A 24,393-nucleotide genomic window follows, 5' to 3' on the forward strand; every position below is an offset into this window, starting at 1 on the left:
GGAAAGAGCCATGATCGAAGAAAAGTTCGACGCGATCGTCGTCGGCGCCGGCATGGCCGGCAACGCCGCCGCTCTCACCATGGCCAAGCGCGGAATGAAGGTGCTGCAGCTCGAGCGTGGTGAATATCCCGGCTCCAAGAACGTGCAGGGCGCCATCCTCTACGCCGACATGCTGGAGAAGCTGGTGCCGGAGTTCCGCGAGGAAGCCCCGCTCGAGCGCCACATCGTCGAGCAGCGCTTCTGGATGATGAACGACACCTCGCACGTCGGCCTGCAGTATCGCTCCGACGACTTCAACGAGGAGAAGCCGAACCGCTACACCATCGTGCGGGCGCAGTTCGACAAGTGGTTCTCCAAGGAGGTCCAGAAGGCCGGCGCCCTGGTGCTGTGCGAGACCACCGCCATCGAGCTGGTGCAAAACCCGCAGGGCAAGGTGATGGGCGTGCGCACCGACCGCAAGGGCGGCGAGATCCACGCCGACGTGGTGGTGCTGGCCGAGGGCGTCAACGGCCTGCTCGGCTCGCGTGCCGGCCTGCGCGAGGTGCCCAAGCCCGAGAACGTGGCGCTGGCGGTGAAGGAGATGCACTTCCTGCCGCGCGAGACCATCGAGGCGCGCTTCAACCTCAACGGTGACGAAGGCGTGGTGATCGAGGCCGCCGGTACCATCTCCAAGGGCATGACCGGCGTCGGCTTCATCTACACCAACAAGGAGAGCATCTCGATCGGCCTCGGCTGCCTGGTCAGCGATCTCAAGACCTCCGGCCAGACCCCGTACGGCCTGCTTGAGGCGTTCAAGCGCCACCCCTCGGTGGCGCCGCTGATCGAAGGTTCCGAAGTCAAGGAATACGCCGCGCACCTGATCCCGGAAGGCGGCTTCAACGCCATCCCGCAGCTCTTTGGCGACGGCTGGGTGGTGGTGGGCGACGCAGCCCAGCTTAACAACGCCGTTCACCGCGAGGGCTCCAACCTCGCGATGACCTCCGGGCGAATCGCCGGCGAGGCGATCTTCCAGATCAAATCGCGCAAGGATCCGTTCACCGCCGACAACCTCAAGCTCTACAAGAAGATGCTGGATGACTCCTTCGTCATCAAGGATCTGAAGAAGTACAAGGACATGCCGGCGCTGCTGCACACCTCGTCCAGGAACTTCTTCCTGACCTATCCGGAGCTGATCGCGAAGGCGATGCAGACCTACGTCCGCGTCGACGGCGTGCCGAAGATCGAGAAGGAAAAGGCGACGGTGAAGTCGTTCATCGCCGGCCGCTCGCTCACCGGCTTGCTCGGCGACGCCTTCCGTTTCGCGCGCGCTTGGCGCTAAAGCGTTTTCAGCAAACGTGGGAACCGGGGTCGCGCCCGCCAGCGCGACCGACATAGCCGGGACCACGGCATAGAACTCGGAGAACCGACCATGGTGGAACCCCCGAAAGTCGACGAGCCGCGGGTCGAGGACAAGCTGTTCCAGAACCGCTATTTGGTCGATGCCGGCCGCCCGCACGTCAAGATCAAGGCGCACCTCGAGCCCTCACCCGAGCTGCTCGCCTTGATCAAGATCTGTCCGGCGCGCTGCTACGAGCTCAACGCCAAGGGCCAGGTCGAGGTGACGCCGGACGGCTGCATGGAATGCGGCACCTGCCGGGTGATCGCCGAACCGTCCGGTGCCATCGAGTGGGGCTATCCCCGCGGCGGTTACGGCGTGTTGTTCAAGTTCGGCTGACGCGGAACGTTTCGCGCAGCCAGCGAACGGTTGGCGCCGAAATGGCGCGGGTTCTGCTGACGGTTCCAGCTTGCGCACTTGGGTGCCTCGCCGGAACGACGAGGTGACGGCGAAGTCTCGTCATCCCGGACGGCGCCGGATGCGCAGCATCCCGCGCCGAGCCGGGATCGCCTGCAGAAGGAAACAAGACCAGCCATGACCCAAATCCCGCTTCCGCCGAGCTTCGCCGACATCCGCGCCGGCTTCGCCGATGGGCGGCTGGCACCCTATCTCGGCGCCGGCGTGTTCGGGCCGGACTGCGCGGTGCCGACCACGCCGCTCGCGCTCTCTCACGCGCTCAATGCCAAGGTTGCGGTGTCGGGTCGCATTCGCGACAATCTGTGGCAGACCGCGCAATTCATCGAAAGCCGCCGCCACCGCAAGACACTGAGCGCGTTGATGGCCGAGATCTTTCGGCCGGAGATCGCCGCGCTGCCGCTGCACCGGTACCTTGCACGGCTGCCGCTGCCGCTGGTGGTCGACACCTGGTACGATAGCGCGATGCGCACCGCGCTGATCGAGGCCGGCCGCACCGACTGGTGCGAAATCCAGGGCATCACCCGCGCCGGCGAGAACGGTGACATCTGGACGAGAGCCTTCGACCCGGCCGGGAACGAGATCGACCCAGCGGCCGCCGACGGCGTCACCACCGTGCTCTACAAGCCGCACGGCGCGGTCGGCACGCGCGGCACCGTGCTGGTGTCGGATTCCGACTATGTCGAGGTTCTGACCGAGATCGACATCCAGACGCCGATCCCCGCCGTGGTGAAGGCGCGCCGCGCGAAGCTCGGCTTTGTGTTCCTGGGCTGCCGGTTCGACGACCAGATGCTGCGTATCTTCGCCCGCCAGATCGCCAAACGCTCGGCCGGACCGCACATCTGGGTCGCCGAGGACTCCTCCCTCACCCGCAACGAACGCGCGTTCCTGGCCGAGCAGTCGATCGCCCTGATCGACGCACCGCTTGCGGATGCCCTGGCGGCGCTGGCTTGAGAGGACGGCGTCCCCGGTGCGGGCAACTTCCCGCTTCTTCGTGCTTTGTCATCGCGGACGGCGCCAAGCGCCGAGCCGGGATCGTCTGCAGGAAAAGACAGCCCTTCCTGCAAACGGCCCCGGCTCGCGCTTCGCTTGGCCGGGGCGACAGGTTGAGGTCATGTCCCGCGCGGCTTCGCCGTTTGCCCGGGATGACGATCTTTCCTCTTCGTCATCCCGGGCGAGCGTCGGCGAGACCCGCGTGGCCTTACGCGCCGCCGGGTTCGCCGGAGAAGCGCACCAGGATATCCTCGTCGCGAATGATGGTCTGGCAGGCCAGACGATAGCGCGGCGGGATGTCGTCGTTCTCGGCGCGCTTGATCTCCTCCGCCGAGATCTTGCCGAGCGACTTCAGTACGGTCTTCTCCTTTTCGGTGAGGTCCATGCCCATGACTTTGCCCGACAGCGGCACCACCTCGATCAGGCAGGACGCGCATTCGCCGTTCTGACAGTCGAACGGGATTGGGATGCTGTGCTTTTGGGCGAGCGCCAGGATGGTGCCGCGATCGCCGGCGACTGCATAGATGGTGACGTCCTTGTGAAGGCTAGGCGATGAAAACGTGACATTGGGCATCAAGAAGTCCCCTGTGTTGATGTCCGTGCCGCGTGACGTGACGGCCACGCGCGACACTGCCGCAAGCAAGGCCCGGGCCACCGACACACTGTCGTTGTTCCGCCGTGTACGGTGTCGGACATCGCGACCTCAGCCGCCTGCGCCCGACAGCCGTGTCGCATTTGTCGGACACCCGACAGCGTCTTGGTTCGCCGGGCGTTTGTCGCAACGGCCCGCGAAACCGTTGATTTCACGTGGTTTCCCCCGCTGGCGCGATCGCTGGCCGCAGTTGGCACGGCGCTTGTAACGAGGATCGCCGAGGCGGCATCGGGCCGTCAGGTTCAACGGCGACGCGCTGGCTCGCCACAAGGAAGGACACGGGGGTCTCCATGGGACTTCGACAGATCGCGTTCTACGGCAAGGGTGGCATCGGCAAGTCGACCACTTCTCAGAACACCCTCGCGGCACTGGTCGAGATGGGTCAGAAGATCCTGATCGTCGGCTGCGATCCCAAGGCGGATTCGACCCGCCTGATCCTCAACACCAAGATGCAGGACACGGTGCTGAGCCTCGCCGCCGAGGCCGGCTCGGTCGAGGACCTCGAACTCGAAGACGTGATGAAGATCGGCTACAAGGGCATCAAGTGCACCGAGGCCGGTGGTCCTGAGCCCGGCGTCGGCTGCGCCGGTCGCGGCGTCATCACCGCCATCAACTTCCTCGAGGAGAACGGCGCCTATGACGACGTCGACTACGTCTCCTACGACGTGCTCGGCGACGTGGTGTGCGGCGGCTTCGCCATGCCGATCCGCGAGAACAAGGCGCAGGAAATCTACATCGTGATGTCCGGCGAGATGATGGCGCTCTACGCCGCCAACAACATCTCCAAGGGCATCCTGAAGTACGCCCATTCCGGCGGCGTGCGGCTCGGCGGGCTCATCTGCAATGAGCGCCAGACCGACCGCGAGATCGACCTGTCCGAGGCCCTGGCCAAGAAGCTCAACACCAAGCTGATCCACTTCGTGCCGCGCGCCAACATCGTGCAGCACGCCGAGCTGCGCCGCCAGACCGTGATCGAGTACGCCCCGCAGTCCCAGCAGGCGCAGGAGTACCGCACCCTCGCGCAGAAGATCCACGACAATTGCGGCAAGGGCACCATCCCGACCCCGGTGTCGATGGACGAACTGGAGCAGATGCTGCTCGACTTCGGCATCATGAAGACCGAGGAGCAGCAGCTCGCCGAACTCGCGGCCAAGGAAGCCGCCAAGGCCGCCGCTGCCGGCTGACGCGATCGCTGCCGGGCCGCCTCCGCCGGCCCGGCACCTGCCGACATCCCGAGAGGGGAATGACATGAGCCGCGACATAGAAACCGACGCCGCCTCGAAAGAGAAGCTGATCGAGGACGTGCTGTCCGCCTACCCCGACAAGTTCGCCAAGCGCCGCCGCAAGCATCTCGCGGTCTCAAAGTCGCCGACCGAAGCTGCGCCCGACGGCGAGAGCGCGCTGAGCGAATGCGACGTCAAATCGAACATCAAGTCCATTCCGGGCGTGATGACCATCCGCGGCTGCGCCTACGCCGGTTCCAAGGGCGTGGTGTGGGGCCCGGTGAAGGATCTGGTCCATATCAGCCACGGCCCGGTCGGCTGCGGCCATTATTCCGGGTCCCAGCGCCGCAACTACTACAACGGCACCACCGGCGTTGACGCCTTCGTCACCCTGCACGTCACCTCCGACTTCCAGGAACGCGACATCGTGTTCGGCGGTGACAAGAAGCTCGAAAAGATCATCGACGAGCTGGAAGTGATGTTTCCGCTCTCCCGCGGCATCACCATCCAGTCGGAATGCCCGGTTGGCCTGATCGGCGACGACATCGAGGCGGTGGCCAAGAAGAAGAACAAGGAAATCAACAAGACGATCATCCCGGTGCGGTGCGAGGGCTTCCGCGGCGTGTCGCAGTCGCTCGGCCACCACATCGCCAACGACACCATCCGCGACTGGGTGTTCGACAAGAAGCCGATCGAGTTCGAGGGCACGCCCTACGACGTCAACATCATCGGCGACTACAACATCGGCGGCGACGCCTGGGCCTCGCGCCGTCTGCTCGAGGAGATCGGCCTCCGCGTCATCGGCATGTGGTCGGGCGATGCCACCCTCGCCGAGATGGAGCGCGCGCCGAAGGCCAAGCTCAACCTCATCCACTGCTACCGGTCGATGAACTACATCTGCCGGCACATGGAGGAGAAGCACGGCGTCCACTGGCTGGAATACAACTTCTTCGGCCCGAGCCAGATCGCGGCCTCCTTGCGCAAGATCGCCAAGGAGTTCGGCCCCGAAATCGAGGCGAACGCGGAAAAGGTCATCGCCAAGTACCAGCCGATGGTCGACGCGCTGCTCGCCAAGTTCAAGCCGCGGCTCGAAGGCAAGTCGGTGATGCTGTACGTCGGCGGCCTGCGCCCGCGCCACGTCGTCGATGCCTACACCGATCTCGGCATGGAGATCGTCGGTACGGGCTATGAATTCGCTCACAACGACGATTACCAGCGCACCGGGCATTACGTGAAGGCCGGCACGCTGATCTATGACGACGTCACCGGCTACGAGCTGGAGAAGTTCGTCGAGAAGATCCGTCCCGACCTGGTCGGCTCCGGCATCAAGGAGAAGTACCCGGTCCAAAAGATGGGCATTCCGTTCCGCCAGATGCACTCGTGGGACTATTCCGGCCCGTACCACGGCTATGACGGCTTCGCGATCTTCGCCCGCGACATGGATCTCGCCATCAACAACCCGGTGTGGGGCCTGTTCACCCCGCCGTGGAAGAAGTCGGACGAGAAATACCTCGAGGCCGCCGAGTAATCGGCGACCCCTCAACTGGCGTCAGTGGCCGGCGCGGGATCGCTCGCTCCCGCAGCCGGCCCGGACACCGAAGTAATTCAATCGACGCGGGCCGCCGTTTGGCGCGGCCGCCGAGACAAGGATCACGACCATGCCGCAGTCCGCCGAAAAGGTGCTCGACCACGCAAAGCTATTCCACGAGCCCGAATATCAGGAGATGTTCGCCCGCAAGCGCGAGCAGTTCGAGTGCCCGAACTCCGCCGACGCCGTCGCCGAGCAGACCGCATACCTGAAGAGCTGGGAATACCGGGAGAAGAACCTCGCCCGTGAAGCGGCGGTGATCAACCCGGCCAAGGCCTGCCAGCCGCTGGGCGCGGTGTTCGCTGCCGCCGGCTTCGAGGGCACGCTGTCCGTCGTGCATGGTTCGCAGGGCTGCGTCTCCTACTATCGCTCGCACCTGTCGCGTCACTTCAAGGAGCCGTGCTCGGCGGTGTCCACCTCAATGACCGAGGACGCGGCGGTGTTCGGCGGCCTCAACAACATGATCGACGGCCTAGCCAACGCCTACAAGCTCTATCAGCCGAAGATGCTGGCGGTCTCCACCACCTGCATGGCGGAAGTGATCGGCGACGATTTGCACGCCTTCATCGAAACCGCGCGCCAGAAGGGCTCGGTGCCGCAGGACTTCTCCGTGCCGTTCGCCCACACCCCGGCTTTCGTCGGCAGCCACGTCGATGGCTATGACGTGGCGGTGAAGGGCGTCCTCGACCACTTCTGGAAGGGCAAGACCCGCGTCGCCAACGGCAAGATCAACATCATTCCGGGCTTCGATGGCTTCTGCGTCGGCAACAACCGCGAGCTGAAGCGCATCCTTGATGTGATGGGCGTCGAGTACACCCTGATCCAGGACGCCTCCGAGCAGTTCGACACCCCGTCCGACGGCGAGTACCGCATGTACGACGGCGGCACCAAGCTGGCGGACGTGGCGGACGCGCTCAATGCCAAGGCCACCATCTCGCTGCAGCACTGGTGCACCCGCAAGACGCTCGACTACGCCGCCGACGCCGGCCAGGAGACCGCGAGCTTCAACTATCCGCTCGGCGTCGGCGCCACCGACGACCTGCTGATGAAGATCTCCGAGCTGTCGGGCAAGGCGATCCCGGACTCGATCACCAAGGAGCGCGGCCGCCTGGTCGACGCCATCGCCGACAGCCAGGCCTATCTGCACGGCAAGAAGTACGCGATCTTCGGCGATCCGGACTTCGTCTATGCCATGGCCCGCTTCGTGCTGGAAACCGGCGGCGAGCCGACCCATGTTCTCGCCACCAACGGCACCACCGCCTGGGCCGAGGACATGAAGAAGCTGCTCGCCTCCTCGCCGTTCGGCAAGGGCTGCCAGGTGTGGGCCGGCAAGGATCTGTGGCACCTGCGCTCGATCCTGTTCACCGAGCCGGTCGATCTTCTGGTCGGCAGCTCCTACGGCAAGTTCCTGGAGAAGGACACCGGCATCCCGCTGGTGCGCCTCACCTTCCCGATCTTCGACCGTCACCACCACCACCGCTTCCCGGTCATCGGCTACCAGGGTGCCCTGCGCGTGCTGACGTCGATCCTCGACAAGGTGTTCGACAAGCTCGACGCCGACGCCTCCAAGCCCGGCAAGGACGTCTCGTTCGACCTGACGCGCTGATCGAGGCCCGTCGTCCCGGGCATGGAATTTGCTGAGCCTGGGACGACAGAACTCTAGAGAGCTCTCGTCATCCCGGGCGAGGCGAAGCCGAGACCCGGGATCGTCCTGACGGAAGCGCTGTCCTGCACACGGTCCCGGCTCGCGCAGTTTCGCTGCTTGGCCGGGACGACAGGCTCTTCCCGGCGCTCCCGGCACGGCTCTTGCTAGGCTTTGAGCGACCGAACATCAACGCCGGCCTGGGGCTTTCCGCCCCCGGCCGCCCCACCCAACGGGGACTGACATGCTGAAGGACAAGATCAAGGCCGCGTTCGACGAACCGGCCTGCGCGACCAACCGGGCCAAGGCCGCGGCCGCGCGCGCCAAGGGTTGCTCGAAGCCGCTGACGCCGGGCGCCGCCGCCGGCGGGTGTGCGTTCGACGGCGCCAAGATCTCGCTCCAGCCCATCACCGACGCCGCCCATATCGTCCATGGCCCGCTCGCCTGCGAGGGCAATTCCTGGGACAATCGCGGCTCGGGCTCCTCCGGCTCCGACCTGTGGCGCCGGTCCTTCACCACCGACCTCACCGAACTCGACATCGTCACCGGCAATGGCGAGAAGAAGCTCTACAAGGCGATCCGCGAAATCTCGACGCGGTTCAAGCCGGCGGCGGTGTTCGTCTATTCCACCTGCGTCACCGCGCTGATCGGCGACGACATCGACGCGGTGTGCAAGCACGCATCAATCAAATACGGCCTGCCGGTGATCCCGGTGCATTCGCCGGGCTTCGCCGGTTCGAAGAACCTCGGCAACAAGCTCGCCGGCAACGCGCTGCTCGACCACGTCATCGGCACGCACCAGCCGGACGATGTCGGCCCGACCGACGTCGTCATCCTCGGCGAGTTCAACCTCGCCGGCGAGTTCTGGCTGGTGAAGCCGCTGCTCGACCAGCTCGGCATCCGCGTCCGCACCTGTGTTCCCGGCGATGCGCGATACCTGGATGTCGCGGCCGCCCACACTGCCAACGTCACCATGGTGGTGTGCTCCACCGCGCTGATCGGCCTTGCCCGCCGCATGGAAGAGCGCTGGGGCATCCCCTATTTCGAGGGCTCGTTCTACGGCATCACCGACACCTCCGAATCGTTGCGCCGCCTCGCCCGCATGCTGGTCGAACGCGGCGCGCCGGCCGATCTCACCGTGCGCACCGAAGCCCTGATCGCGGCTGAGGAAGCGCGCGCCTGGGCACGGCTTGAGACCTATCGCGCCCGCCTTGCCGGCAAGCGCGTGCTGCTCAACACCGGCGGCGTCAAGTCGTGGTCGATCGTCGCGGCGCTGATGGAACTCGGCATGGAGATCGTCGGCACCTCGGTCAAGAAGTCGACCGTCGAAGACAAGATGCGGGTGCAGATCCTGATGCGCGAGGAGGCCCACGCCTTCGAGGGCATGGCGCCGCGCGACCTCTACGCTCAGCTCAAGGGCGGCGGCGCCGACATCATGCTGTCGGGCGGGCGCACCCAGTTCATCGCGCTGAAAGCCCGCATGCCATGGCTCGACATCAACCAGGAGCGCATCCATCCTTATGCCGGTTATGACGGCACCATCGAGCTGGTGCGCCAGATCGACATCTCGATCAACAACCCGGTGTGGGACGAGGTGCGCACGCCCGCGCCGTGGGACAATGACGGGCGGCTGACCGATCAGCACCTCCGCCAGGTCGCGCCAGCGGATGATGATGCCGACGCGACCGACCCGACCTTCACCGCGCGGCATCGGAAAAAGTTCGCCAACTCGCGGGTCGACAATACCGACTCGGACTATCTCGCCCACCACCGCAAGAAGTTCGCCGGTCGCGACGCCGACGACATCGGGGACGATTGAGCCATGGCCGACGCCGTCTCCAAGATCATCCACCCGCAGAAGGCGGCGGCGGTCAACCCGCTGAAATCCTCGCAGCCGCTCGGCGCCGCGCTGGCCTTTCTCGGCGTCAATAACACCATGCCGCTGTTCCACGGCACCCAGGGCTGCACCTCGTTCGCGCTGGTGCTGATCGGGCGGCACTACAAGGAAGTGATCCCGATCCAGACCACCGCGATGGACGAGGTCGCCGCCATCCTCGGCGGCGCCGACCATCTCGAAGAGGCGATCCTGAACCTGAAGAAGCGCACCAACCCGGCGCTGATCGCAGTCTGCACCACCGCTCTGGCCGAGACCCGCGGCGAGGATTTCGACGGCGACATCAAGCTGATCGCGGCGCGGCGCGGCGAGGACCTTGCCGGCACCGAGATCGTGCTGGCCCACACGCCGGATTTCGACGGCTCGATCGAGCAGGGCTGGAGCAAGGCCGTCACCGCCATCATCACCGGCGTGGTGCGCACCGGCCCGGCTGAGCGGGTGGCGCCCAACCGCATCAACATCCTGCCCGGCAGCCATCTCACCGTCGCCGACCTGGAGGCGATCCGCGACACCGTCGAGGCGTTCGGCCTGGAGCCGACCATCCTGCCCGACATCTCCGGCTCGCTCGACGGCAAGGTGGCCGAGCGATGGATGCCGACCACCGACGGCGGCACGCCGGTCGAGGACATTCGCGTCATGGGCCGCGCCGTCCACACCATCGCCATCGGCGAGCACATGCGGGCGCCCGCCGATGCACTCCGCGCTCGAACCAATGTGCCCTACACGCTGTTCCCGACATTGACCGGCCTTGCCGTCAGCGATCGCTTCGTCGCGCTGCTTGCCGAGTTGTCCGGCCGGCCGGTGCCGGCGCGCGTGCGGCGCGCCCGCGCCCAGCTCGAAGACGCCATGCTCGACGGCCACTTCCATTTCGGCGGCAAGCGCGTCGCCATCGCCGGCGAGCCCGATCTCGTCTACGCCATGGCGCGGTTCTTCACCGGGCTCGGCGCCGAGGTTTCCTGTGCGGTGTCCTCGACCGGGTCCTCGCCGATCCTGCAGGCGGTGCCGGCGGCGGAGGTGGTGGTCGGCGACCTCGACGATTTCGAGACGCGCGCCGAGGGCTGCGATATCCTTGTGACCCACAGCCACGGTCGGCAGGCGTCCGAGCGGCTTGGCATTCCGTTGATGCACATCGGCTTTCCAATCTTCGACCGGCTCGGCGCCCAGCACCGCCACACCGCGCTCTACGAAGGCACCCGCGACCTGGTGTTCGAGGTCGCCAACATCGTCCAGGCTCACCACGCCCCCCGCACGCCGGCTGAGCTCGATCCCTTCCGTGACCACGGAGACACCCATGTCGGCCGTCCGCAGACTGCGGCTCATTGATTCCAACGACGAAGCGCCCACCTTGGGCGGTGCCATCCGCGTCGCCATCGCCACGCAGGATTTGAAGACGCTCGACGCGCATTTCGGCTCGGCTCGCCATTTCGCCATCTACGAAGTGCGCACCACCGGCTGGACCCTGGTCGAGACCGTCAGTTTCGACGACGTGTCCGACCAGCAGGGCGTGCACAACAAGGACGGCAAGGAAGGCGACGACCGTATCGCCTCCAAGGTCGAGGCGCTGGCCGGCGTGCACCTGTTGTTCTGCCTTGCCATCGGCGGCCCCTCGGCGGCGCGGGTGGTGCGGGCCAAGATCCACCCGATCAAGGTGCCGGCGCCGCAGCCGATCGACGCGGTGCTGGAGAAGACCCGCGCGATGCTGGAAGGCACGCCGCCGCCGTGGCTGCGCAAGGTGCTGGCGGAGGCCGGCGTCGGCCCGGCCAAGCCGTCGTTCGTGGATGACGAGTGAGCGATGCGGAAGCCGGCTCCTTCAGCCGGAGTTCCGCATTCCGTTCGCCGGGAATTCCGACTCGAAACGGAATTGTCGGCGAGAGTGCGATCCAGGATCACGACGTGATCCTCAGGATCGCATCAGAGGAGACGACATGCCCAAGCCCGATCCGGTCGCAGCGCTGATGTCAGACGCCGAAGCGCTGGCGACGCCGTTCCTGCAGACGCTGGTGCGGCTGCTGCGCGCGCAGGATTCCTTCGGCGCGTGGGAGCGCAAGTCGGACGGCGAATTGCTCGCCGACTACGTGCTGACCAAGGATCAGCGCCGCGCCATTCCCATCATCGGTGACCCCGATCCGGACATCCTGTGGCGGATCGAGCAGTTCTACGCCGCGGTCGGGCTCGCCATCGAGCAGGACACCGGCCACGTCGCCAGCCCGATGATGAAAATGCACCACGAGGGCTTCGGCCGCATCATTCTCACCGCCGGCCGGCTGGTGGTGATTTCGAAACACCTGCGTGACGTTCACCGCTTCGGCTTCGACAGCCTGGCCGCGCTCGGCGCCGCCGGTGCCGAGCTGGTGAGCTCCGGCGCAGAGTTGATCCGCCGCTTCCCCGAGGTCGTCGAGGCCTAACTCACTCACACTGGAAGACGCCGATGTTCACCACCCGCGACGGCACCCCCTGGGAGCCGGAATACCTCACCGCCATCGACTCCAAGACCTGTATCGGCTGCGGCCGCTGCTTCAAGGTCTGCTCGCGCGACGTCATGCATTTGATGGGCGTCAACGAGGATGGCGAACTGGTCGCCTGCGCCGAGGATGAGGACGACGATGACGAAGAGTTTCTCCGCAAGGTGATGGTGCTGCACGCCGCCGGCAACTGCATCGGCTGCGGCGCCTGCTCGCGGGTCTGCCCCAAGGCTTGCCAGAGCCACGCCAAGGCCAGCGCGCTCGCAGCGGCGGCGTGACCGTCATGTTCACGCCGGTCGAGGACAGGTTCGAACGCAGCGTCGGTTCGCCGGCCGCGTTTTATCGCCGCCTGACCGGCGTCGACCCGGCAGCGGCCGACATCGCCGCCGACGCCGCGTTCGACCGCCACGTGTTTGCGTGCACGCTCGCGGTCGCACTCAGCGAGGGCGGCGATCTCGCCGCCCGGCTCGGCCTGGCGCCAGCGGCGCTCGAAGCGCTGGCGGAAGCCCATTTCCCCCACGTCCGCGGCCTGACGCTTCGCGCCGCCGGCGACGCGGCGCACGACGACGAGGCGGCGATGGTGCGCGACCTTCTGGTGGCGCACCGCTCGCAGCCGGGACGCGACACCCTCTGGCTCGCCGCCATCGTCGCGCGCCGGGCGGTCGAGCCCAACCATCTGTGGGAGGACCTCGGCCTCAACGCCCGTACCGAGCTGACGCGCCTGCTCGAGCGCCACTTCCAGCCGCTGGCGGTGCGGAACACCGGCAACATGCGCTGGAAGCGGTTCTTCTATCGCACGCTGTGCGAGGCCGACGGCTTGGTGATGTGCACCACGCCGGTGTGCTCGGCCTGCGGCGATTTCGAAAGCTGCTTTGGCGAGGAGACCGGCGAAAGCCGGCTCGCACGCATCCGCCGCGCCAGCGAAGTCGTGCGAATCTAGCGCGAGCCTTGTCCCCTTTGTCATCCCGGACGGCGCGGCCCGCGCCGAGCCGGGATCGTTCAACAGGTATTCGCCTCCCTGCTGAACGGCCCCGGGTCTGGCGGAACCATGGTTCCGCCGCCCGGGGCGACGCGTTTGGGCGCGCCACGGCAGCTCCCACCCGACAAACCCGACAATCCGCCGGCGTCGCCTTTGCGACGGCGCAGCCTGTGTCGGGTTTCGCCCAATCCGGCAAAGCGAGACAACACAACGGTTCGCGGCCATCGGCCCGGCCGGCACGGATGTTGCTTGGGTTCCCGGCAACAAATGTCGGTCGAGGAGCCAGTTATGATCGTGCTCACCCAGGAAGCCGCGAACGCCGTCAAGTCGGCGATGGCCAAGACCGGGAAGGAAGACGCCGGCCTGCGCATCATGGTCGAGTCCGGCGGTTGCGCCGGCTACAAATACCTGATCGGGCTCGATCCCGCCCCGCGCGAGGACGACGCCGTGATCGAGACCTCAGGCGTCAAGGTGTTCATCGACCCGACCTCGCAGCCACTGGTCGAGGGTCTGCAGGTCGGCTTCGTCGAGAGCTTCGAGGGCTCCGGCTTCACCTTCGAAAATCCCAATGCCGCGGCGAAATGCTCGTGCGGCAAATCGTTCTGCTGAAACGCCCGTTCTGCTGAGGGAGGCTGCCATGCTCGCCACTGCCGAACCACGCCGCACCACGCTCGAGCTGCCGCGCCGCACCGGCGCGCCGGCGCCGCGCCCGGTGCCGCCGGCAATCACGCTGGACGCGGCACAGATCGCGCTGATCGCCGAGGAAATCGAGGCGATGCGCCCGCGCTTCCAGCGCGACGGCGGCGACATCGAGTTCGACCGCGTCGAGGCCAACACCGTGTTCGTGCGCATGACCGGCGCCTGCTTCGGCTGCCAGCTGGCGGCCGTGTCTGTCAGCGGCGTGCAGATGAAGCTGATGGAAGCGTTGAGCCTGCCGGTGCGGGTGGTGCCGGTCGGAATGGGTCGCGGCTGACCGGAGGGCGTCATGAACGCGACGGCTCTCGAGGCGGCCTGCGACGCGCCGATCGGCGCGGATCAGGACGCCGATGCCAATGCCGGCCCGGTCTATCTCGACGCCAACGCCACGACGCCGATGGCCCCCGCCGTGCTGGCGGCGATGCTGCCCTACTTCTCGGCCGAGTTCGGCAACCCCTCCTCGCCCTACGCCGCCGGCGGCCGCGCCCGCGCCGCCGTAACCGAGGCGCGAGCCCGCGTCGCCGCCGCGATCGGCGGCGAGGATTCGGAAATCGTCTTCACCTCCGGCGGCACCGAGGGTGCCAACGCCGCCATTCGCGCCGCGCTGAAGGCCAACCCCAAGCGGCGGGTGCTGGTGACCACCGCGGTCGAGCACGCTGCGGTGCGCACCCTCGCCGACCGGCTGGAGACCCGCGGCGTGATCGTGCGCCGGGTGCCGGTGGAGTCGACCGGTGCGCTCGACATCGCCGCGTTCGAGGACGCGCTTGGCCCCGACGTTGCGGTGGTGTCGGCGATGTGGGCCAATAACGAGACCGGCACGCTGTTTCCGGTGGCCGAGCTCGCCGAGCGGGCCAAGGCCGTGGGGGCGCTGTTCCACACCGACGCGGTGCAGGCCGCCGGCAAGCTGACGATCGACGTCGCCGCCACCGCGATCGACCTGTTGTCGTTCTCCGGCCACAAGCTGCACGGCCCCAAGGGCATCGGCGCGCTCTATGTCCGCCGCGGCCTGAAATTCTCGCCGCTCATCGTCGGCGGCCGGCAGGAGCGCGGCCGGCGCGCCGGCACCGAGAACGTGCCGGCCATCGTCGGGCTCGGCGTCGCCGCCGAGCTGGCGGCCGCGGCCGATTGGTCCGGCGTCCAGGCGCTGCGCGACCGCCTCGAAGCCGAGCTGATGGCGCGGATCACCGCCGCCATGGTGCTCGGCGACCGCGGCGCGCGGCTGCCCAACACCTCCTGCATCGCCTTTGCCGGCGCCGACGCCGAGGCGGTGCTGCACCGGCTCGACCGCGCCGGCATTGCCGCCGCGTCGGGCGCGGCGTGCTCGTCGGGCTCGATCGAGCCCTCCCACGTACTGCGCGCGATGGCGGTGCCGGACACGTTCGCCCGCGGCGCCGTCCGCTTCTCGCTCAGCCGTGACACCACCGCCGCCGACATCGACCGCGTGCTCGCGGTGGTGCCCGCCATCGTCGCCGACCTCCGCCCCCCCTGCCGCCGACCCTCGCCGTCCCCGGAGAAGCTCCATGCCTAAGCTCTCGACCTCCCGCCCGGTGGTGCTCGCCGACACCACGCTGCGCGACGGCGAGCAGGCACCGGGCGTCGCCTTCACCGCCGCCGAGAAGCTGGCAATCGCCCGCGCCTTGAGCCGTGCCGGTGTGCGCGAGATCGAGATCGGCGCCCCGGCGATGGGCGCCGATGAGATCGCCGCCATCCGCGCCGTGGTGGCGGAAAACCTGCCGCTGATGCCGATCGCCTGGTGCCGGATGACCGAAGCCGACGTCGACGCCGCGCTCGCCACCGGCGTGCCGATGGTCAACGTGTCGATCCCGGCTTCCGACATCCAGCTCGCCGCCAAGCTCAAGGCGGGCCGCGCCTTTGCGCTCGCCGCCATCGCGAAGGTGGTGCCCTACGCCCGCCGCCGCGGCCTTGACGTGGCGGTGGGCTGCGAGGACGCCTCGCGCGCCGACCCCGCCTTTCTGATCGAACTTGCGCGCGCGGCCAAGGCCGCCGGCGCGCGCCGGCTGCGCATCGCCGACACCCTCGGCGTGCTGGAGCCGTTCTCGACGTTCGAGCTGTTCCAGCGGCTTGCCGCCGAGACCGACCTCGAACTCGAAATCCACGCCCACGACGACCTCGGCCTTGCCACCGCCAACACCCTGGCCGCCGTGCGCGGCGGCGCCTCGCATGCCTCCGTCACCGTGCTCGGGCTCGGCGAGCGCGCCGGCAATGCCGCGCTGGAGGAAGTGGCGATGGGGCTCGCCCAGCACCATGGCTGCGACACCGGCATCCACTTCGCCCGGCTCGGCGCGCTGGCGATGATGGTCGCCAAGGCTGCCGGCCGCACCATTCCCAAGGGCAAGGCGATCGTCGGCGAGCACATCTTCACCCATGAATCGGGCATCCACGTCGACGGGCTGATGAAGGACCGCCGCACCTATCAGGCGCTGGACCCGGCGCTGCTCGGCCGCGACCATGTTATCGTGGTCGGCAAGCATTCCGGCACCGCCGGCATCGGCGCCGCGCTGGCCGAGCTCGGCCTTGCCGCCTCGGCGAGCCAGATCCGCGCCATCCTGGCCCAGGTGCGCCGGCGGGCCGCCATGACCAAGCACACCGTCAATGCCGAGGAACTCGCCGGCATCTGGCGCGAGATCTGCGGCGCCGACGTCGCCGCCTGCGCTTAATGTGAGGATGTGACCATGACCTGCACCCACACCCCCGACCTGGCACCCGACGTGATGACCAAGCTTCGCTCGGCCGGCTCGGCCGAGGAATTCTTCGCCCTGCTCCAGCTCGACTACGATCCCAAGGTGCTCAACGTCGCCCGCCTGCACATCCTCAAGCGGATGGGCGAGTACCTCGTTGGTGAGGACATCGACGGCCTGCCCGCGCCGATCGCCGCGGCGCGCTGCCGCGCCGTGCTGGAGCGGGCCTATGAGGAGTTTCTCACCACCACACCGCTCGAGGCACGGGTGTTCAAAGTGCTGAAGACCGCGGTCGAGCCGCCGAAGCCGCCGGCGTTCGTGCCGTTCGACGCGCTGCTGAAATAGGCGAGCGACGTCCGCTCGACAGCGATCCCGGAGCTGACCGATATGCCAAGGCTGCGTCCGGCCTTGAGCATGGCGTTGTCGAGCTGAAGATAACCTTGGCATGTTGCGGTGCCGCAATCCCCACGTGCGGGGCATCGTCGGCGCAAGCCGTCGTCGTGCCGCACGAAGGCGTTGGCGCGATTGACAGCATCCCGCTCCGGCAACCGGACGATGGACGATTCCGAGGCCGTGAAGGCTGAGCTTTCTCGGTCTCATGATGAGGAGGCTGCCACCGGGTCGCGCCGCAGGCGCGCCCGATGACAGGCTCCGCGGCCGTCTCGAACCATGGGGCCATGGGGCCGACCTCGGCTTTTTAAGTCCGCTTCATCCTTCGAGACGCCCGCTGTCGCAGGCTCCTCAGGATGAAGCGAGTTGGCGGCGGAGGAAGGTCAAGCTCAAAGGCCGCGGGAATTATCCGGTTTCCGTTTGATCAGCTCGGCTCTTTCTTCCCTCCCGCAAGGGGAGAGGGAAAAGACGCGCCCCTCGGCCAACGGCAGTTCCGAGCTGATCAACCGGAAACCGTATTACAGAAAGCTCGGGGATTGGCTCGATCGGCCGCGTCGGCGCACGGCCCGGAATGCCACGACAAAAAACCCCGGCGGTTGCCCGCCGGGGTTCTTCTCAAGACAACAGCGTCGCCGGATCAGAAGTTCCGCTGAACGCGGAGCATGCCGGAGAAGATGTCTTCGTCGTTCTGGTAATAAGCCTTGCCGTCCGGATCGAAGTCGCCACCGACGTCGATCTTGCTGTACAGAAGTTCGACACCGATATCGAGGTTGCGAACCGGCGACCACGTGGTGTTGAAGCCGATCTGGTACAGGTTGAAGTCACGCGCGGTCGAGTAGTAACCACCCGTGCCAACGGTAGCACCGGCGTAGTTGGTCACACCGACGACTTCCGGAACGTCGACCGACGAATAGCCGCCGAACAGGGTCGACCGCAGACCGGGCGTCCAGAAGTGACGGAAGTCGGCGCGGATGGTCCAGGCCGAGACCTTCTCGATGCTGCCGGTCACCGGGTCGACATAGCCATCGGCCAGATCGACAACCGCGCCGGAGGTGCCGCGGATGATGCCGAGGCCAGGACGACCGCCATTCTGGTTCTGACCGCTGAGACCGGTGTACTCGGTCGCGCCGTCAGCGTAGCTGCCCTGAACGATGAACTGATCGCCCTTGGTGAGAGAGTCGAGGTTGAAGGTGATGCCGGCACCGATGGCGAAGCCATAGTCGGTGTCGTTATCTTCCGCACGGGTGAAGCCGGCAACCTGAGCAAGATCCGAGGTATCGGACCGGAGCTGGTGGATGGCGCCGGAGAGCTGGGCCGAGCCCCACGACTGATCGATGCGGATATTGGCGACGAATTCCGGCATCGCCAAGCCAGCCTGGGCCAGGGTGCCGTCCGTATAGGAAACGTGGCCAGTGCCGTTGTCGAGATCGAAGGTGTCCGGAGTGGTGAGACCAGCCCGGGCCTGGATCTGACTGCGGCGGTTGGCAGCGTCTTCAGCCGCGATCGTCACCGACAGGCCGTTGCCGAGCGAGGCGGTGTAAGCGAACACGTTGTTCAGCTTGTTCGAGCCGACATTCGCGGTCACGAACGTGCCGAGGCCGGTCGAAAAGTCGAAGAACGACTGAACGTAGCCGAAGGTGAAGCCGGCGAACTGGATGAAGGCACGGTCCATATCGACTGCGCGAGACGACACAGAGTTGGTCAAGGTCGAAGACCCGCCAGCCGAGTCGTTGCTCACATAGAAGCGGCCGTAGGAGCGCAGCGTGCCATATTCGGTACGGGTGCGGGCGTCGAGGTCGATCGCGACGCGGGCGCGGGTGGTGGTCAGATCGTCCGCGCGATCGTAGGAGACGTTGCCGTCCTGCGTGATGTTGTTCTGGCCGATGTACAGCGGAGCGGTGCCGCCGTTCGCAAAGGCAGTGTAGTAGTCAGCGCGCAGATAGCCGCCGACCTTCAAGCACACGTCGGTGCCCGGGATGTAGTAGAAGCCGGCGCCGTAGGCGTCGCAAACCTTGACGTACTCAACGGCCTTGGACTTGGCCGGAAGATCAGCCGCTTGAGCACTGGCAACCGCCACGAGACCCGCCGCGGAGCCGAGGAGAAGGCTCTTCACGATAGACATAGGTAACCTCCGAATTCTCTCTCTCGTTCTGATGGAGCGGGTGCTGTCCGCAGTGTTGCCACCTGGGAAGTTCCCCAAACCCCTTGCCCAGTCGTTACTAACCTATCGATTCTTCAGATCGCTTCGGCAGTCCGGTCCGGGGCGAGGCGGGGTTCCCCCCTCCGTCGCAACGCCAACATGGCCCGGCATTGTTTCGCAATCAACGATTCGGAACGCTTCCAACCGGTTCTGGCGCCGCATTTCCAGGACGTGTTGCATTCATGCCACTGGCGGTTGGGGGTAACGCGCGGTTACCGCATCCGTCGGATCGGCCAAGCCGGCGTTTGTGCTCCTTAACCCTTGTGGCCGCAGCCGCATTCGCCGTGATGGTGGTGCGCATGATCGGGCTGCCGGCCGTGCTGATGCCCGGGCGCGTCCTCGCCATGGGAGGCGCAGCCGCAGCTCTGGGCGTCGTGATCGTGGCCGTGGTGGTCGTGGTGCGCCGGCTCGGGGGCGAACGGCCGCTCGACCGCGACGGCCATGCCACCTTGGCTGCGCACCAGCTCGGCCAGCGCGGCGTCGTGCGGAATGAACAATGCGTCCTCGCCGACCTCGACCGCGACGTGGCGGCCGCCGAGCTGCCAGGCGAGCCGGAGCAGGCGGGCGGAGGCGTTGGCCGTGACGCGGAACAGCCGTTCCGGGGCCGCGACCACCTTCACCAGCCCACCGTCATCCAGCTTCAACGCGTCGCCATCAGCCAGCAGCACCGTCCTGCCGAGCGCCAGCACCAGCTCGCGGCCGCCGTCGGTTTTGATGCGCCCATCGCCGCACACCCGCGCGCGATGGTCCAGGGTAACGGTTTCGACGACCCGCTCGTCCCTTACGGCAGGACGGCGGACGACGTGGGCGGCGCGCAGCGACATCGGGCGAACTCCTGCTTGAATATCCTCGGCAACCAAGCGGCCTCGCGGAAGTAATATGACAGCCCGGACTTCGACAGAACGTCGGGCAAAGGTGGAAGCGGCCCGGCGACAACGCCTCACGCGGCGGTTGATCGCGCTTGATACGAGGTCCGGTTGATCCCCTCCTGATCTCGGGAACCAATCCTCGCCGGACGAAGCCTTGATCGGAAAAGGGACTTTTCGACGGCCGCGACGACGAAACGCCGGCCTGATCGGAACCACGGCCGGCTGCCGCCGCCGATGGCCTGATCAGCCGGACTTCGTCCCTCAGACAAAAGCCGAAGCCGGGCTCGCGGTTCCGGTGACCCGGCATGCGGGAGGGGCCGCACCGTCGTCCCGGCGGCACCGCGCGCAATACCGCCGTTGCGTGCTCGTCCCGACGGCGGAGGCGCAAGGCGGGCCGGCTTAAGCCGGCCCGCAATATCGCGCGCCGCTGGCGGGCTACGCCACCAGCAGCACCACGCCGAGCGCGGCGGCCGCGCCGCCCGCCACCCGGCCGAGAATCCGGCGGTCGGTGCGGATCAGACCCACGCCGAGGCCGATGCCAATGATGTGGATCAGCGCGGTCGAGAGCGAGAAGCCGGCGACATAGAACCAGAAGTTTTGGTCCGGCGCCTCGGCACCGTGGGCAAAGCCGTGAAAAAAGGCGAAGCCCGCCACCACCACCGCGCCGAGCGCCAGCGGCGGGCGAATGCCGAGCGCGAGCAGGCTGCCGACCGCGATCAGCGAGCCGGTGATCACCATCTCCACCGCCGGCACCTCCACCGCATCGTGGGCGACGACGGCGCCGACGACCATCGCCGCCACGAAGGCGAGCGGCCACCACAACACGCTGCGGCCGCCGGCCAGCGCCGACCACAGCCCGACGCACAGCATGGCGACCAGATGGTCCGGCCCGGTGATCGGGTGGAGGAAGCCTTCGAGCGGAGAAAAGGTGTCGCCATGGCCGGTATGGGCGAGCGCCGGCGTGGCGGCCAGCGCCGCCAGCGCGAACAGGCCGAGGCCAAGCGCGCGCCCGCGGCCCGCCGTCCCGGCGGTCGGCTCCGTCGTCGTAATGGGCGTTGTCATAGGCAGTCACTCCCCGAGGAACCGCTTCATTATCCGTGCGGCTGCAACCATCGTAAACACGACCATGGGACGTTGCAAAGGCTGCACGGGATGGCCTTTCGGCCGATGGCGCGGTCGGCTGGACCCACGGCCAGCGCGAAACGGCGGGGCGTCGGGCCGCAGCCATCCGGCTGCCCGGCAGCGGTCTCGGAAAATTCGCGCGCGGCGGTCCTTTGCCTAAAGCCGCTCCAGCGGCGGGCCGACATAGACCTCGGCGAGCGCCGCCGCCGCGGCGCGCGAGGACACCAGGTGCTCCAGGTCAGCGAGTTGGCGGCGCAGGTCGAAGGCGTTGTCGCGCGGATTGCGGTGCAGCACCTGGGTCATCCACCACGAGAAGCGCTGCGCCGCCCACGCCCGGTTCAGGCAGATGTCGGAGTAGCGCTCCAGCAGGCTGGCGTCGCCCGACTTGAAGAACTCGGTCAACCCGCGCGCCAGCACGCGTGCGCCGGCGATGGCGAGGTTCATGCCCTTGGCTCCGGTCGGCGGCACCACGTGGGCGGCGTCCCCTGCGAGGAACAGCCGGCCATAGCGCATCGGCTCGGCGACAAAGGCGCGCAGCGTGGTCAGACTCTTCTGCAGCACCGCACCTTCCGTCAGCACGATGCCGCTATCGTCGCCGGCGAGACGCTGGTCGAGCTCGTCCCAGATGCGAGCATCCGACCAGTGCCCGAGGTTCTCGTCCGGATTGACCTGGAAAAACAGCCGCGCGACGTGCTGCGAGCGCATGCTGGCCAAGGCGAACCCGCTGGGATGGTGGGCGTAGATCAGCTCGTCAGCGGGCGGCGGGGCGGCAGCAAGGATACCTAGCCAGGCCAGCGGCAAAATCCGCTCATAGACCTGCAGAGCACCCGGCGGAATCGACGGCCGCGCCACGCCGTGGAAGCCGTCGCAGCCGGCGATGACGTCGCAACTGAGGACGTGGCGGTGGCCGGCGTGGCGGAAATGGATGCTCGGCCGCTTGCTCTCGATGTCGGTCAAGGTGACGTCGGAGACCTCGAAGCGGATGTCGCCGCCGGCAGCACGCCGCGCGGCGATCAGGTCCTTCACCACCTCGTGCTGGCTCCACACCACCACGCCGCGGCCGTCGAGCAACTCGGCGAAATTGATGCGATGGACGGCGCCGCCGAACAGAAGGCCAATGCCGTGGTGGACCAGCCCCTCGCGCTCCATGCGATCGCCGAGGCCGGCCTCCACTAGCAGCCGGGCAATGGCGTGCTCCAGCACGCCCGCCCGGACCCGGCCCTCGATGGCGGCCTGCGGCTGCGCTTCGAGCACGACCGACTCGATGCCCTCCCGCTGTAGCATGTGGGCCAGAAACAAACCGGCCGGCCCGGCTCCGACGATCCCGACTTGCGTCCGCATACGCCATCTCCCGCCGCGATACCGGCCGCCGGAGCAACGCTCAACGCCGTCGGGCCGACCTCACCGACCGCCCTCCCGGTTCGGGAGGGCGATCTCGCACGTCCATCCAAACGCAGGCGGGCATCGCCAGTGTCAGCATGGGCGTTCGATCCTAGGAGATAATGTAGCAGACCCTACCCACCTACGGTCACCGCTACGCCCCGGCGGCGACAAAAAAAGGCGGGGCAATATCGGCTCCGGGAGGTCGCGTCGCGATCCCGGACACCGTCCGGGCACTCCGGCGGCGGGGAAAACGGCCAGTTGGTCAACTCTCGAGCTTCTTGGCCTCCACCGTCACCGGCAGCTTGGTGTCAGCCGGCATTTCGGGCAGCCCGAGCACCCAGCCGTTCTTCAGCTTGATCCAGCCACCCCATAACTCTTCCTTCTCGACGGCGACGATCGGCTCCTCCAGGTCCTTCTTCGGGGCGTAGGCGGACAAGCCCTTCTCGGTCTTGCGGATCATCACCTTCATGGACTGCTTTCCTTGAGCTTATGGGCCAGGTTCGATGCGGGCGGGCGGCGTCACCGGTTCAGCGACCTTGTCGAGGCTGACCAGTTCCTTGCCCCGCATGCCGACGATGGTGCCACGGTCGACGAATTCGACCGCGTAGACGTAGAAGCGCTGGAGAAAGGAGCCGATGTCGCGCACGTAGCCGACGTCGCCCTTGGCGACCAGCACCTCGCCGATCTCCTTCAGCGGGTAGGTGCCGTCATTCTTGACGTATTTGGTAGCGCGCACCTTCTCGCCAGGAGAAAAGACCGGCGGATCATAGACTTCCATCGGCTCGTCGGTGATCATGTCGGCTTTCCTTTCGAAAGCTCGGCCCAGCGCACACGGGCCTTGTCCCGCACTTCCGGGTCGGGATCGTCGATCAGCTTCACCAGCGCCGCCGCCTCGCCGCGCTCGGCGACCGCGTAGCGCACCCGCAGATCGCGATCGGTCACCAGCGCCAGCAACTGCGGCGGCGGCAGCCGTTCGGCGACGGCGAGCCGCACCAGCGGGTCGATGTCGAGCGCCATCACCGGCAGAAATTCCTCGCCGATGCGCAACGCCACCTCGCCGCGCACCTGCGGATCGGGGTCACTCATCGCGATCGGCAGCGCGTCGGTCGGCGCCCGCCGCACCGCGATGATGCGGACAAGGTAATCCTCATCGCCGAACATCGCCACCAGCGCCGCCCCTTCGAGCCGCTGGGCGAGGACGGCGCGCACCTTGCGGTCCGGGTCCTGCTGCAGGGAAACAATGCGGGAGACCGGCAGCCGGTAGGCCACCATCGCCCGCACGTCGGATTCGGGGTCGTTCAGCAACGGCGTCAGCGTGAACACGCTGGCGTGCTTGGCCGCCAGCACCCGAACCTCGAAATAGGGATGGTCGAGGTAACGCGACGCGAGATCGGGATTGGTCGAAAAGAAGCCGTCGATACGCTTGGAGCGGCGGTCCCGGACGCAGACCCGGCCGAGGTCGCATCGTCCCTCCTGCCGGATCTCGTCGTGAGGGCAGTCACCGCAGGACACCGGCCGGCCGAGCCAGTCGACGGTGTCCTGCCCCGGTACCGCCCGTCCGTTCATTTCGCCGGCACGCAGGTCTTCGGAACCGGGCACACCGCCACGCACTTCGGCGCTTCACCGTCACACTCGGTGCACTTTGCGGCATCGACGATGTAGATGTCGCCCTTCATGCGGATGGCCCCATTGGGGCATTCGAATTCACAAGCCCCACACACGGTGCACTGCGAAGAGACGATTTTGTAAGCCATGATTCACTCCTATCCTGAAAGTTGGATCTGAAAGGTCTGATTGATTTGTTACCGTCGT

Annotated in this window: 26 protein-coding genes; 17 read left to right on the forward strand and 9 right to left on the reverse strand. The window is 67.0% G+C overall.

Translation table 11 applies throughout. The features are described 5' to 3' along the window. Positions 1–10 precede the first annotated feature (10 nt). The 3 genes from BVIR_RS11000 (at position 11) to BVIR_RS11010 (ending at position 2,743) form a co-directional block, all read left to right on the forward strand. Positions 11–1,318, forward strand: a complete 1,308-nt coding sequence (locus BVIR_RS11000; protein WP_055037703.1) for an FAD-dependent oxidoreductase — start codon at positions 11–13, stop codon at positions 1,316–1,318. Positions 1,319–1,408: 90 nt separating this feature from the next. Next, positions 1,409–1,714, forward strand: a complete 306-nt coding sequence (locus tag BVIR_RS11005) for a ferredoxin family protein (RefSeq protein WP_055037704.1) — start codon at positions 1,409–1,411, stop codon at positions 1,712–1,714. 195 nt (positions 1,715–1,909) lie between these two features. Beyond that, complete coding sequence (locus BVIR_RS11010) at positions 1,910–2,743, forward strand: SIR2 family NAD-dependent protein deacylase (RefSeq protein ID WP_055037705.1); 834 nt, start codon at positions 1,910–1,912, stop codon at positions 2,741–2,743. A gap of 247 nt (positions 2,744–2,990) precedes the next feature. Here BVIR_RS11010 and BVIR_RS11015 read toward each other — a convergent pair whose 3' ends face one another. Continuing rightward, positions 2,991–3,356: a 2Fe-2S iron-sulfur cluster-binding protein gene (locus BVIR_RS11015; RefSeq protein WP_055037706.1), complete on the reverse strand. Its 366-nt coding sequence runs from the start codon at positions 3,354–3,356 to the stop codon at positions 2,991–2,993. 368 nt (positions 3,357–3,724) lie between these two features. On the opposite strand from BVIR_RS11015, the gene nifH reads away from it, so the two are divergent. The 14 genes from nifH (at position 3,725) to nifW (ending at position 16,962) form a co-directional block, all read left to right on the forward strand. Further along, positions 3,725–4,618: a nitrogenase iron protein gene (gene nifH / locus BVIR_RS11020; protein WP_055037707.1), complete on the forward strand. Its 894-nt coding sequence runs from the start codon at positions 3,725–3,727 to the stop codon at positions 4,616–4,618. A 64-nt stretch (positions 4,619–4,682) separates the two neighbouring features. After that, complete coding sequence (gene nifD, locus BVIR_RS11025) at positions 4,683–6,185, forward strand: nitrogenase molybdenum-iron protein alpha chain (protein ID WP_055037708.1); 1,503 nt, start codon at positions 4,683–4,685, stop codon at positions 6,183–6,185. 130 nt (positions 6,186–6,315) lie between these two features. Continuing rightward, on the forward strand, positions 6,316–7,851 hold the full coding sequence (gene nifK / locus BVIR_RS11030; RefSeq protein ID WP_055037709.1) for a nitrogenase molybdenum-iron protein subunit beta: 1,536 nt from the start codon (positions 6,316–6,318) through the stop codon (positions 7,849–7,851). A 280-nt stretch (positions 7,852–8,131) separates the two neighbouring features. After that, on the forward strand, positions 8,132–9,706 hold the full coding sequence (nifE, locus tag BVIR_RS11035) for a nitrogenase iron-molybdenum cofactor biosynthesis protein NifE (protein ID WP_082417017.1): 1,575 nt from the start codon (positions 8,132–8,134) through the stop codon (positions 9,704–9,706). A gap of 3 nt (positions 9,707–9,709) precedes the next feature. Continuing rightward, positions 9,710–11,104 (forward strand): nitrogenase iron-molybdenum cofactor biosynthesis protein NifN, encoded by a 1,395-nt coding sequence (gene nifN / locus BVIR_RS11040; RefSeq protein WP_055037710.1) that lies wholly within the window; start codon positions 9,710–9,712, stop codon positions 11,102–11,104. Further along, positions 11,073–11,570, forward strand: coding sequence for a nitrogen fixation protein NifX (nifX, locus tag BVIR_RS11045; RefSeq protein WP_055037711.1), 498 nt, complete (start codon positions 11,073–11,075; stop codon positions 11,568–11,570). Before nifN ends, nifX begins: the two co-directional genes overlap by 32 nt. A 136-nt stretch (positions 11,571–11,706) precedes the next feature. Continuing rightward, positions 11,707–12,186 carry a NifX-associated nitrogen fixation protein gene (locus BVIR_RS11050; RefSeq protein ID WP_055037712.1) on the forward strand — a complete coding sequence of 160 codons (480 nt, stop codon included), beginning with the start codon at positions 11,707–11,709 and terminating at the stop codon, positions 12,184–12,186. A gap of 23 nt (positions 12,187–12,209) precedes the next feature. Further along, positions 12,210–12,521: a ferredoxin III, nif-specific gene (gene fdxB, locus BVIR_RS11055; protein WP_055037713.1), complete on the forward strand. Its 312-nt coding sequence runs from the start codon at positions 12,210–12,212 to the stop codon at positions 12,519–12,521. Positions 12,522–12,526: 5 nt separating this feature from the next. Beyond that, positions 12,527–13,183: a nitrogen fixation protein NifQ gene (locus BVIR_RS11060; RefSeq protein WP_055037714.1), complete on the forward strand. Its 657-nt coding sequence runs from the start codon at positions 12,527–12,529 to the stop codon at positions 13,181–13,183. Positions 13,184–13,510: 327 nt separating this feature from the next. After that, on the forward strand, positions 13,511–13,831 hold the full coding sequence (locus BVIR_RS11065; protein WP_055037715.1) for a HesB/IscA family protein: 321 nt from the start codon (positions 13,511–13,513) through the stop codon (positions 13,829–13,831). A 28-nt stretch (positions 13,832–13,859) separates the two neighbouring features. Continuing rightward, on the forward strand, positions 13,860–14,195 hold the full coding sequence (locus BVIR_RS11070; protein ID WP_082417019.1) for a NifU family protein: 336 nt from the start codon (positions 13,860–13,862) through the stop codon (positions 14,193–14,195). A gap of 12 nt (positions 14,196–14,207) precedes the next feature. Beyond that, on the forward strand, positions 14,208–15,446 hold the full coding sequence (locus BVIR_RS11075) for an aminotransferase class V-fold PLP-dependent enzyme (RefSeq protein ID WP_082417021.1): 1,239 nt from the start codon (positions 14,208–14,210) through the stop codon (positions 15,444–15,446). Then, complete coding sequence (nifV, locus tag BVIR_RS11080; protein ID WP_055037716.1) at positions 15,439–16,596, forward strand: homocitrate synthase; 1,158 nt, start codon at positions 15,439–15,441, stop codon at positions 16,594–16,596. The genes BVIR_RS11075 and nifV overlap by 8 nt, the downstream gene beginning before the upstream one ends. A gap of 15 nt (positions 16,597–16,611) precedes the next feature. Then, positions 16,612–16,962: a nitrogenase stabilizing/protective protein NifW gene (gene nifW / locus BVIR_RS11085; RefSeq protein WP_055037717.1), complete on the forward strand. Its 351-nt coding sequence runs from the start codon at positions 16,612–16,614 to the stop codon at positions 16,960–16,962. Positions 16,963–17,644: 682 nt separating this feature from the next. Here the strand turns inward: nifW and BVIR_RS11090 are convergent. The 8 genes from BVIR_RS11090 to BVIR_RS11125 form a co-directional block, all read right to left on the reverse strand. Continuing rightward, positions 17,645–19,129 carry a porin gene (locus tag BVIR_RS11090; protein WP_055037718.1) on the reverse strand — a complete coding sequence of 495 codons (1,485 nt, stop codon included), beginning with the start codon at positions 19,127–19,129 and terminating at the stop codon, positions 17,645–17,647. A gap of 332 nt (positions 19,130–19,461) precedes the next feature. Next, positions 19,462–20,031 carry an urease accessory protein UreE gene (locus tag BVIR_RS11095; RefSeq protein ID WP_055037719.1) on the reverse strand — a complete coding sequence of 190 codons (570 nt, stop codon included), beginning with the start codon at positions 20,029–20,031 and terminating at the stop codon, positions 19,462–19,464. A 480-nt stretch (positions 20,032–20,511) separates the two neighbouring features. After that, complete coding sequence (locus tag BVIR_RS11100) at positions 20,512–21,138, reverse strand: HupE/UreJ family protein (RefSeq protein ID WP_055037720.1); 627 nt, start codon at positions 21,136–21,138, stop codon at positions 20,512–20,514. Between the two features lie 216 nt (positions 21,139–21,354). Beyond that, positions 21,355–22,539, reverse strand: a complete 1,185-nt coding sequence (locus BVIR_RS11105; protein WP_055037721.1) for a 4-hydroxybenzoate 3-monooxygenase — start codon at positions 22,537–22,539, stop codon at positions 21,355–21,357. 304 nt (positions 22,540–22,843) lie between these two features. Next, complete coding sequence (nifT, locus tag BVIR_RS11110) at positions 22,844–23,050, reverse strand: putative nitrogen fixation protein NifT (RefSeq protein ID WP_055037722.1); 207 nt, start codon at positions 23,048–23,050, stop codon at positions 22,844–22,846. Positions 23,051–23,068: 18 nt separating this feature from the next. Further along, positions 23,069–23,377 (reverse strand): nitrogen fixation protein NifZ, encoded by a 309-nt coding sequence (locus tag BVIR_RS11115; protein ID WP_055037723.1) that lies wholly within the window; start codon positions 23,375–23,377, stop codon positions 23,069–23,071. Further along, positions 23,374–24,147, reverse strand: a complete 774-nt coding sequence (locus tag BVIR_RS11120; protein ID WP_055037724.1) for a 4Fe4S-binding leucine-rich repeat protein — start codon at positions 24,145–24,147, stop codon at positions 23,374–23,376. Before BVIR_RS11120 ends, BVIR_RS11115 begins: the two co-directional genes overlap by 4 nt. Then, positions 24,144–24,335 (reverse strand): 4Fe-4S dicluster domain-containing protein, encoded by a 192-nt coding sequence (locus BVIR_RS11125; protein ID WP_055037725.1) that lies wholly within the window; start codon positions 24,333–24,335, stop codon positions 24,144–24,146. The genes BVIR_RS11120 and BVIR_RS11125 overlap by 4 nt, the downstream gene beginning before the upstream one ends. Between the last annotated feature and the right edge of the window lie 58 nt (positions 24,336–24,393).

Origin of the sequence: Blastochloris viridis (assembly GCF_001402875.1) — a bacterium.
In the GTDB taxonomy this organism is placed as follows: Bacteria; Pseudomonadota; Alphaproteobacteria; order Rhizobiales; family Xanthobacteraceae; genus Blastochloris; species Blastochloris viridis.

Excerpts from the sequence above, each read along its gene's own strand:
- BVIR_RS11120 (WP_055037724.1), bottom strand. The coding sequence starts at position 24,147 with ATGAACGGACGGGCGGTACCGGGGCAGGACACCGTCGACTGGCTCGGC.
- BVIR_RS11090 (WP_055037718.1), bottom strand. The coding sequence starts at position 19,129 with ATGTCTATCGTGAAGAGCCTTCTCCTCGGCTCCGCGGCGGGTCTCGTG.
- nifE (WP_082417017.1), top strand. The coding sequence starts at position 8,132 with ATGCTGAAGGACAAGATCAAGGCCGCGTTCGACGAACCGGCCTGCGCG.
- nifD (WP_055037708.1), top strand. The coding sequence starts at position 4,683 with ATGAGCCGCGACATAGAAACCGACGCCGCCTCGAAAGAGAAGCTGATC.
- BVIR_RS11050 (WP_055037712.1), top strand. The coding sequence starts at position 11,707 with ATGCCCAAGCCCGATCCGGTCGCAGCGCTGATGTCAGACGCCGAAGCG.
- BVIR_RS11005 (WP_055037704.1), top strand. The coding sequence starts at position 1,409 with ATGGTGGAACCCCCGAAAGTCGACGAGCCGCGGGTCGAGGACAAGCTG.
- BVIR_RS11075 (WP_082417021.1), top strand. The coding sequence starts at position 14,208 with ATGAACGCGACGGCTCTCGAGGCGGCCTGCGACGCGCCGATCGGCGCG.
- BVIR_RS11115 (WP_055037723.1), bottom strand. The coding sequence starts at position 23,377 with ATGATCACCGACGAGCCGATGGAAGTCTATGATCCGCCGGTCTTTTCT.
- nifN (WP_055037710.1), top strand. The coding sequence starts at position 9,710 with ATGGCCGACGCCGTCTCCAAGATCATCCACCCGCAGAAGGCGGCGGCG.
- BVIR_RS11015 (WP_055037706.1), bottom strand. The coding sequence starts at position 3,356 with ATGCCCAATGTCACGTTTTCATCGCCTAGCCTTCACAAGGACGTCACC.
- nifH (WP_055037707.1), top strand. The coding sequence starts at position 3,725 with ATGGGACTTCGACAGATCGCGTTCTACGGCAAGGGTGGCATCGGCAAG.
- nifV (WP_055037716.1), top strand. The coding sequence starts at position 15,439 with ATGCCTAAGCTCTCGACCTCCCGCCCGGTGGTGCTCGCCGACACCACG.
- fdxB (WP_055037713.1), top strand. The coding sequence starts at position 12,210 with ATGTTCACCACCCGCGACGGCACCCCCTGGGAGCCGGAATACCTCACC.
- nifW (WP_055037717.1), top strand. The coding sequence starts at position 16,612 with ATGACCTGCACCCACACCCCCGACCTGGCACCCGACGTGATGACCAAG.
- BVIR_RS11060 (WP_055037714.1), top strand. The coding sequence starts at position 12,527 with ATGTTCACGCCGGTCGAGGACAGGTTCGAACGCAGCGTCGGTTCGCCG.
- nifK (WP_055037709.1), top strand. The coding sequence starts at position 6,316 with ATGCCGCAGTCCGCCGAAAAGGTGCTCGACCACGCAAAGCTATTCCAC.
- BVIR_RS11010 (WP_055037705.1), top strand. The coding sequence starts at position 1,910 with ATGACCCAAATCCCGCTTCCGCCGAGCTTCGCCGACATCCGCGCCGGC.
- BVIR_RS11095 (WP_055037719.1), bottom strand. The coding sequence starts at position 20,031 with ATGTCGCTGCGCGCCGCCCACGTCGTCCGCCGTCCTGCCGTAAGGGAC.
- BVIR_RS11100 (WP_055037720.1), bottom strand. The coding sequence starts at position 21,138 with ATGACAACGCCCATTACGACGACGGAGCCGACCGCCGGGACGGCGGGC.
- BVIR_RS11105 (WP_055037721.1), bottom strand. The coding sequence starts at position 22,539 with ATGCGGACGCAAGTCGGGATCGTCGGAGCCGGGCCGGCCGGTTTGTTT.
- nifT (WP_055037722.1), bottom strand. The coding sequence starts at position 23,050 with ATGAAGGTGATGATCCGCAAGACCGAGAAGGGCTTGTCCGCCTACGCC.
- BVIR_RS11000 (WP_055037703.1), top strand. The coding sequence starts at position 11 with ATGATCGAAGAAAAGTTCGACGCGATCGTCGTCGGCGCCGGCATGGCC.
- BVIR_RS11065 (WP_055037715.1), top strand. The coding sequence starts at position 13,511 with ATGATCGTGCTCACCCAGGAAGCCGCGAACGCCGTCAAGTCGGCGATG.
- BVIR_RS11125 (WP_055037725.1), bottom strand. The coding sequence starts at position 24,335 with ATGGCTTACAAAATCGTCTCTTCGCAGTGCACCGTGTGTGGGGCTTGT.
- nifX (WP_055037711.1), top strand. The coding sequence starts at position 11,073 with ATGTCGGCCGTCCGCAGACTGCGGCTCATTGATTCCAACGACGAAGCG.
- BVIR_RS11070 (WP_082417019.1), top strand. The coding sequence starts at position 13,860 with ATGCTCGCCACTGCCGAACCACGCCGCACCACGCTCGAGCTGCCGCGC.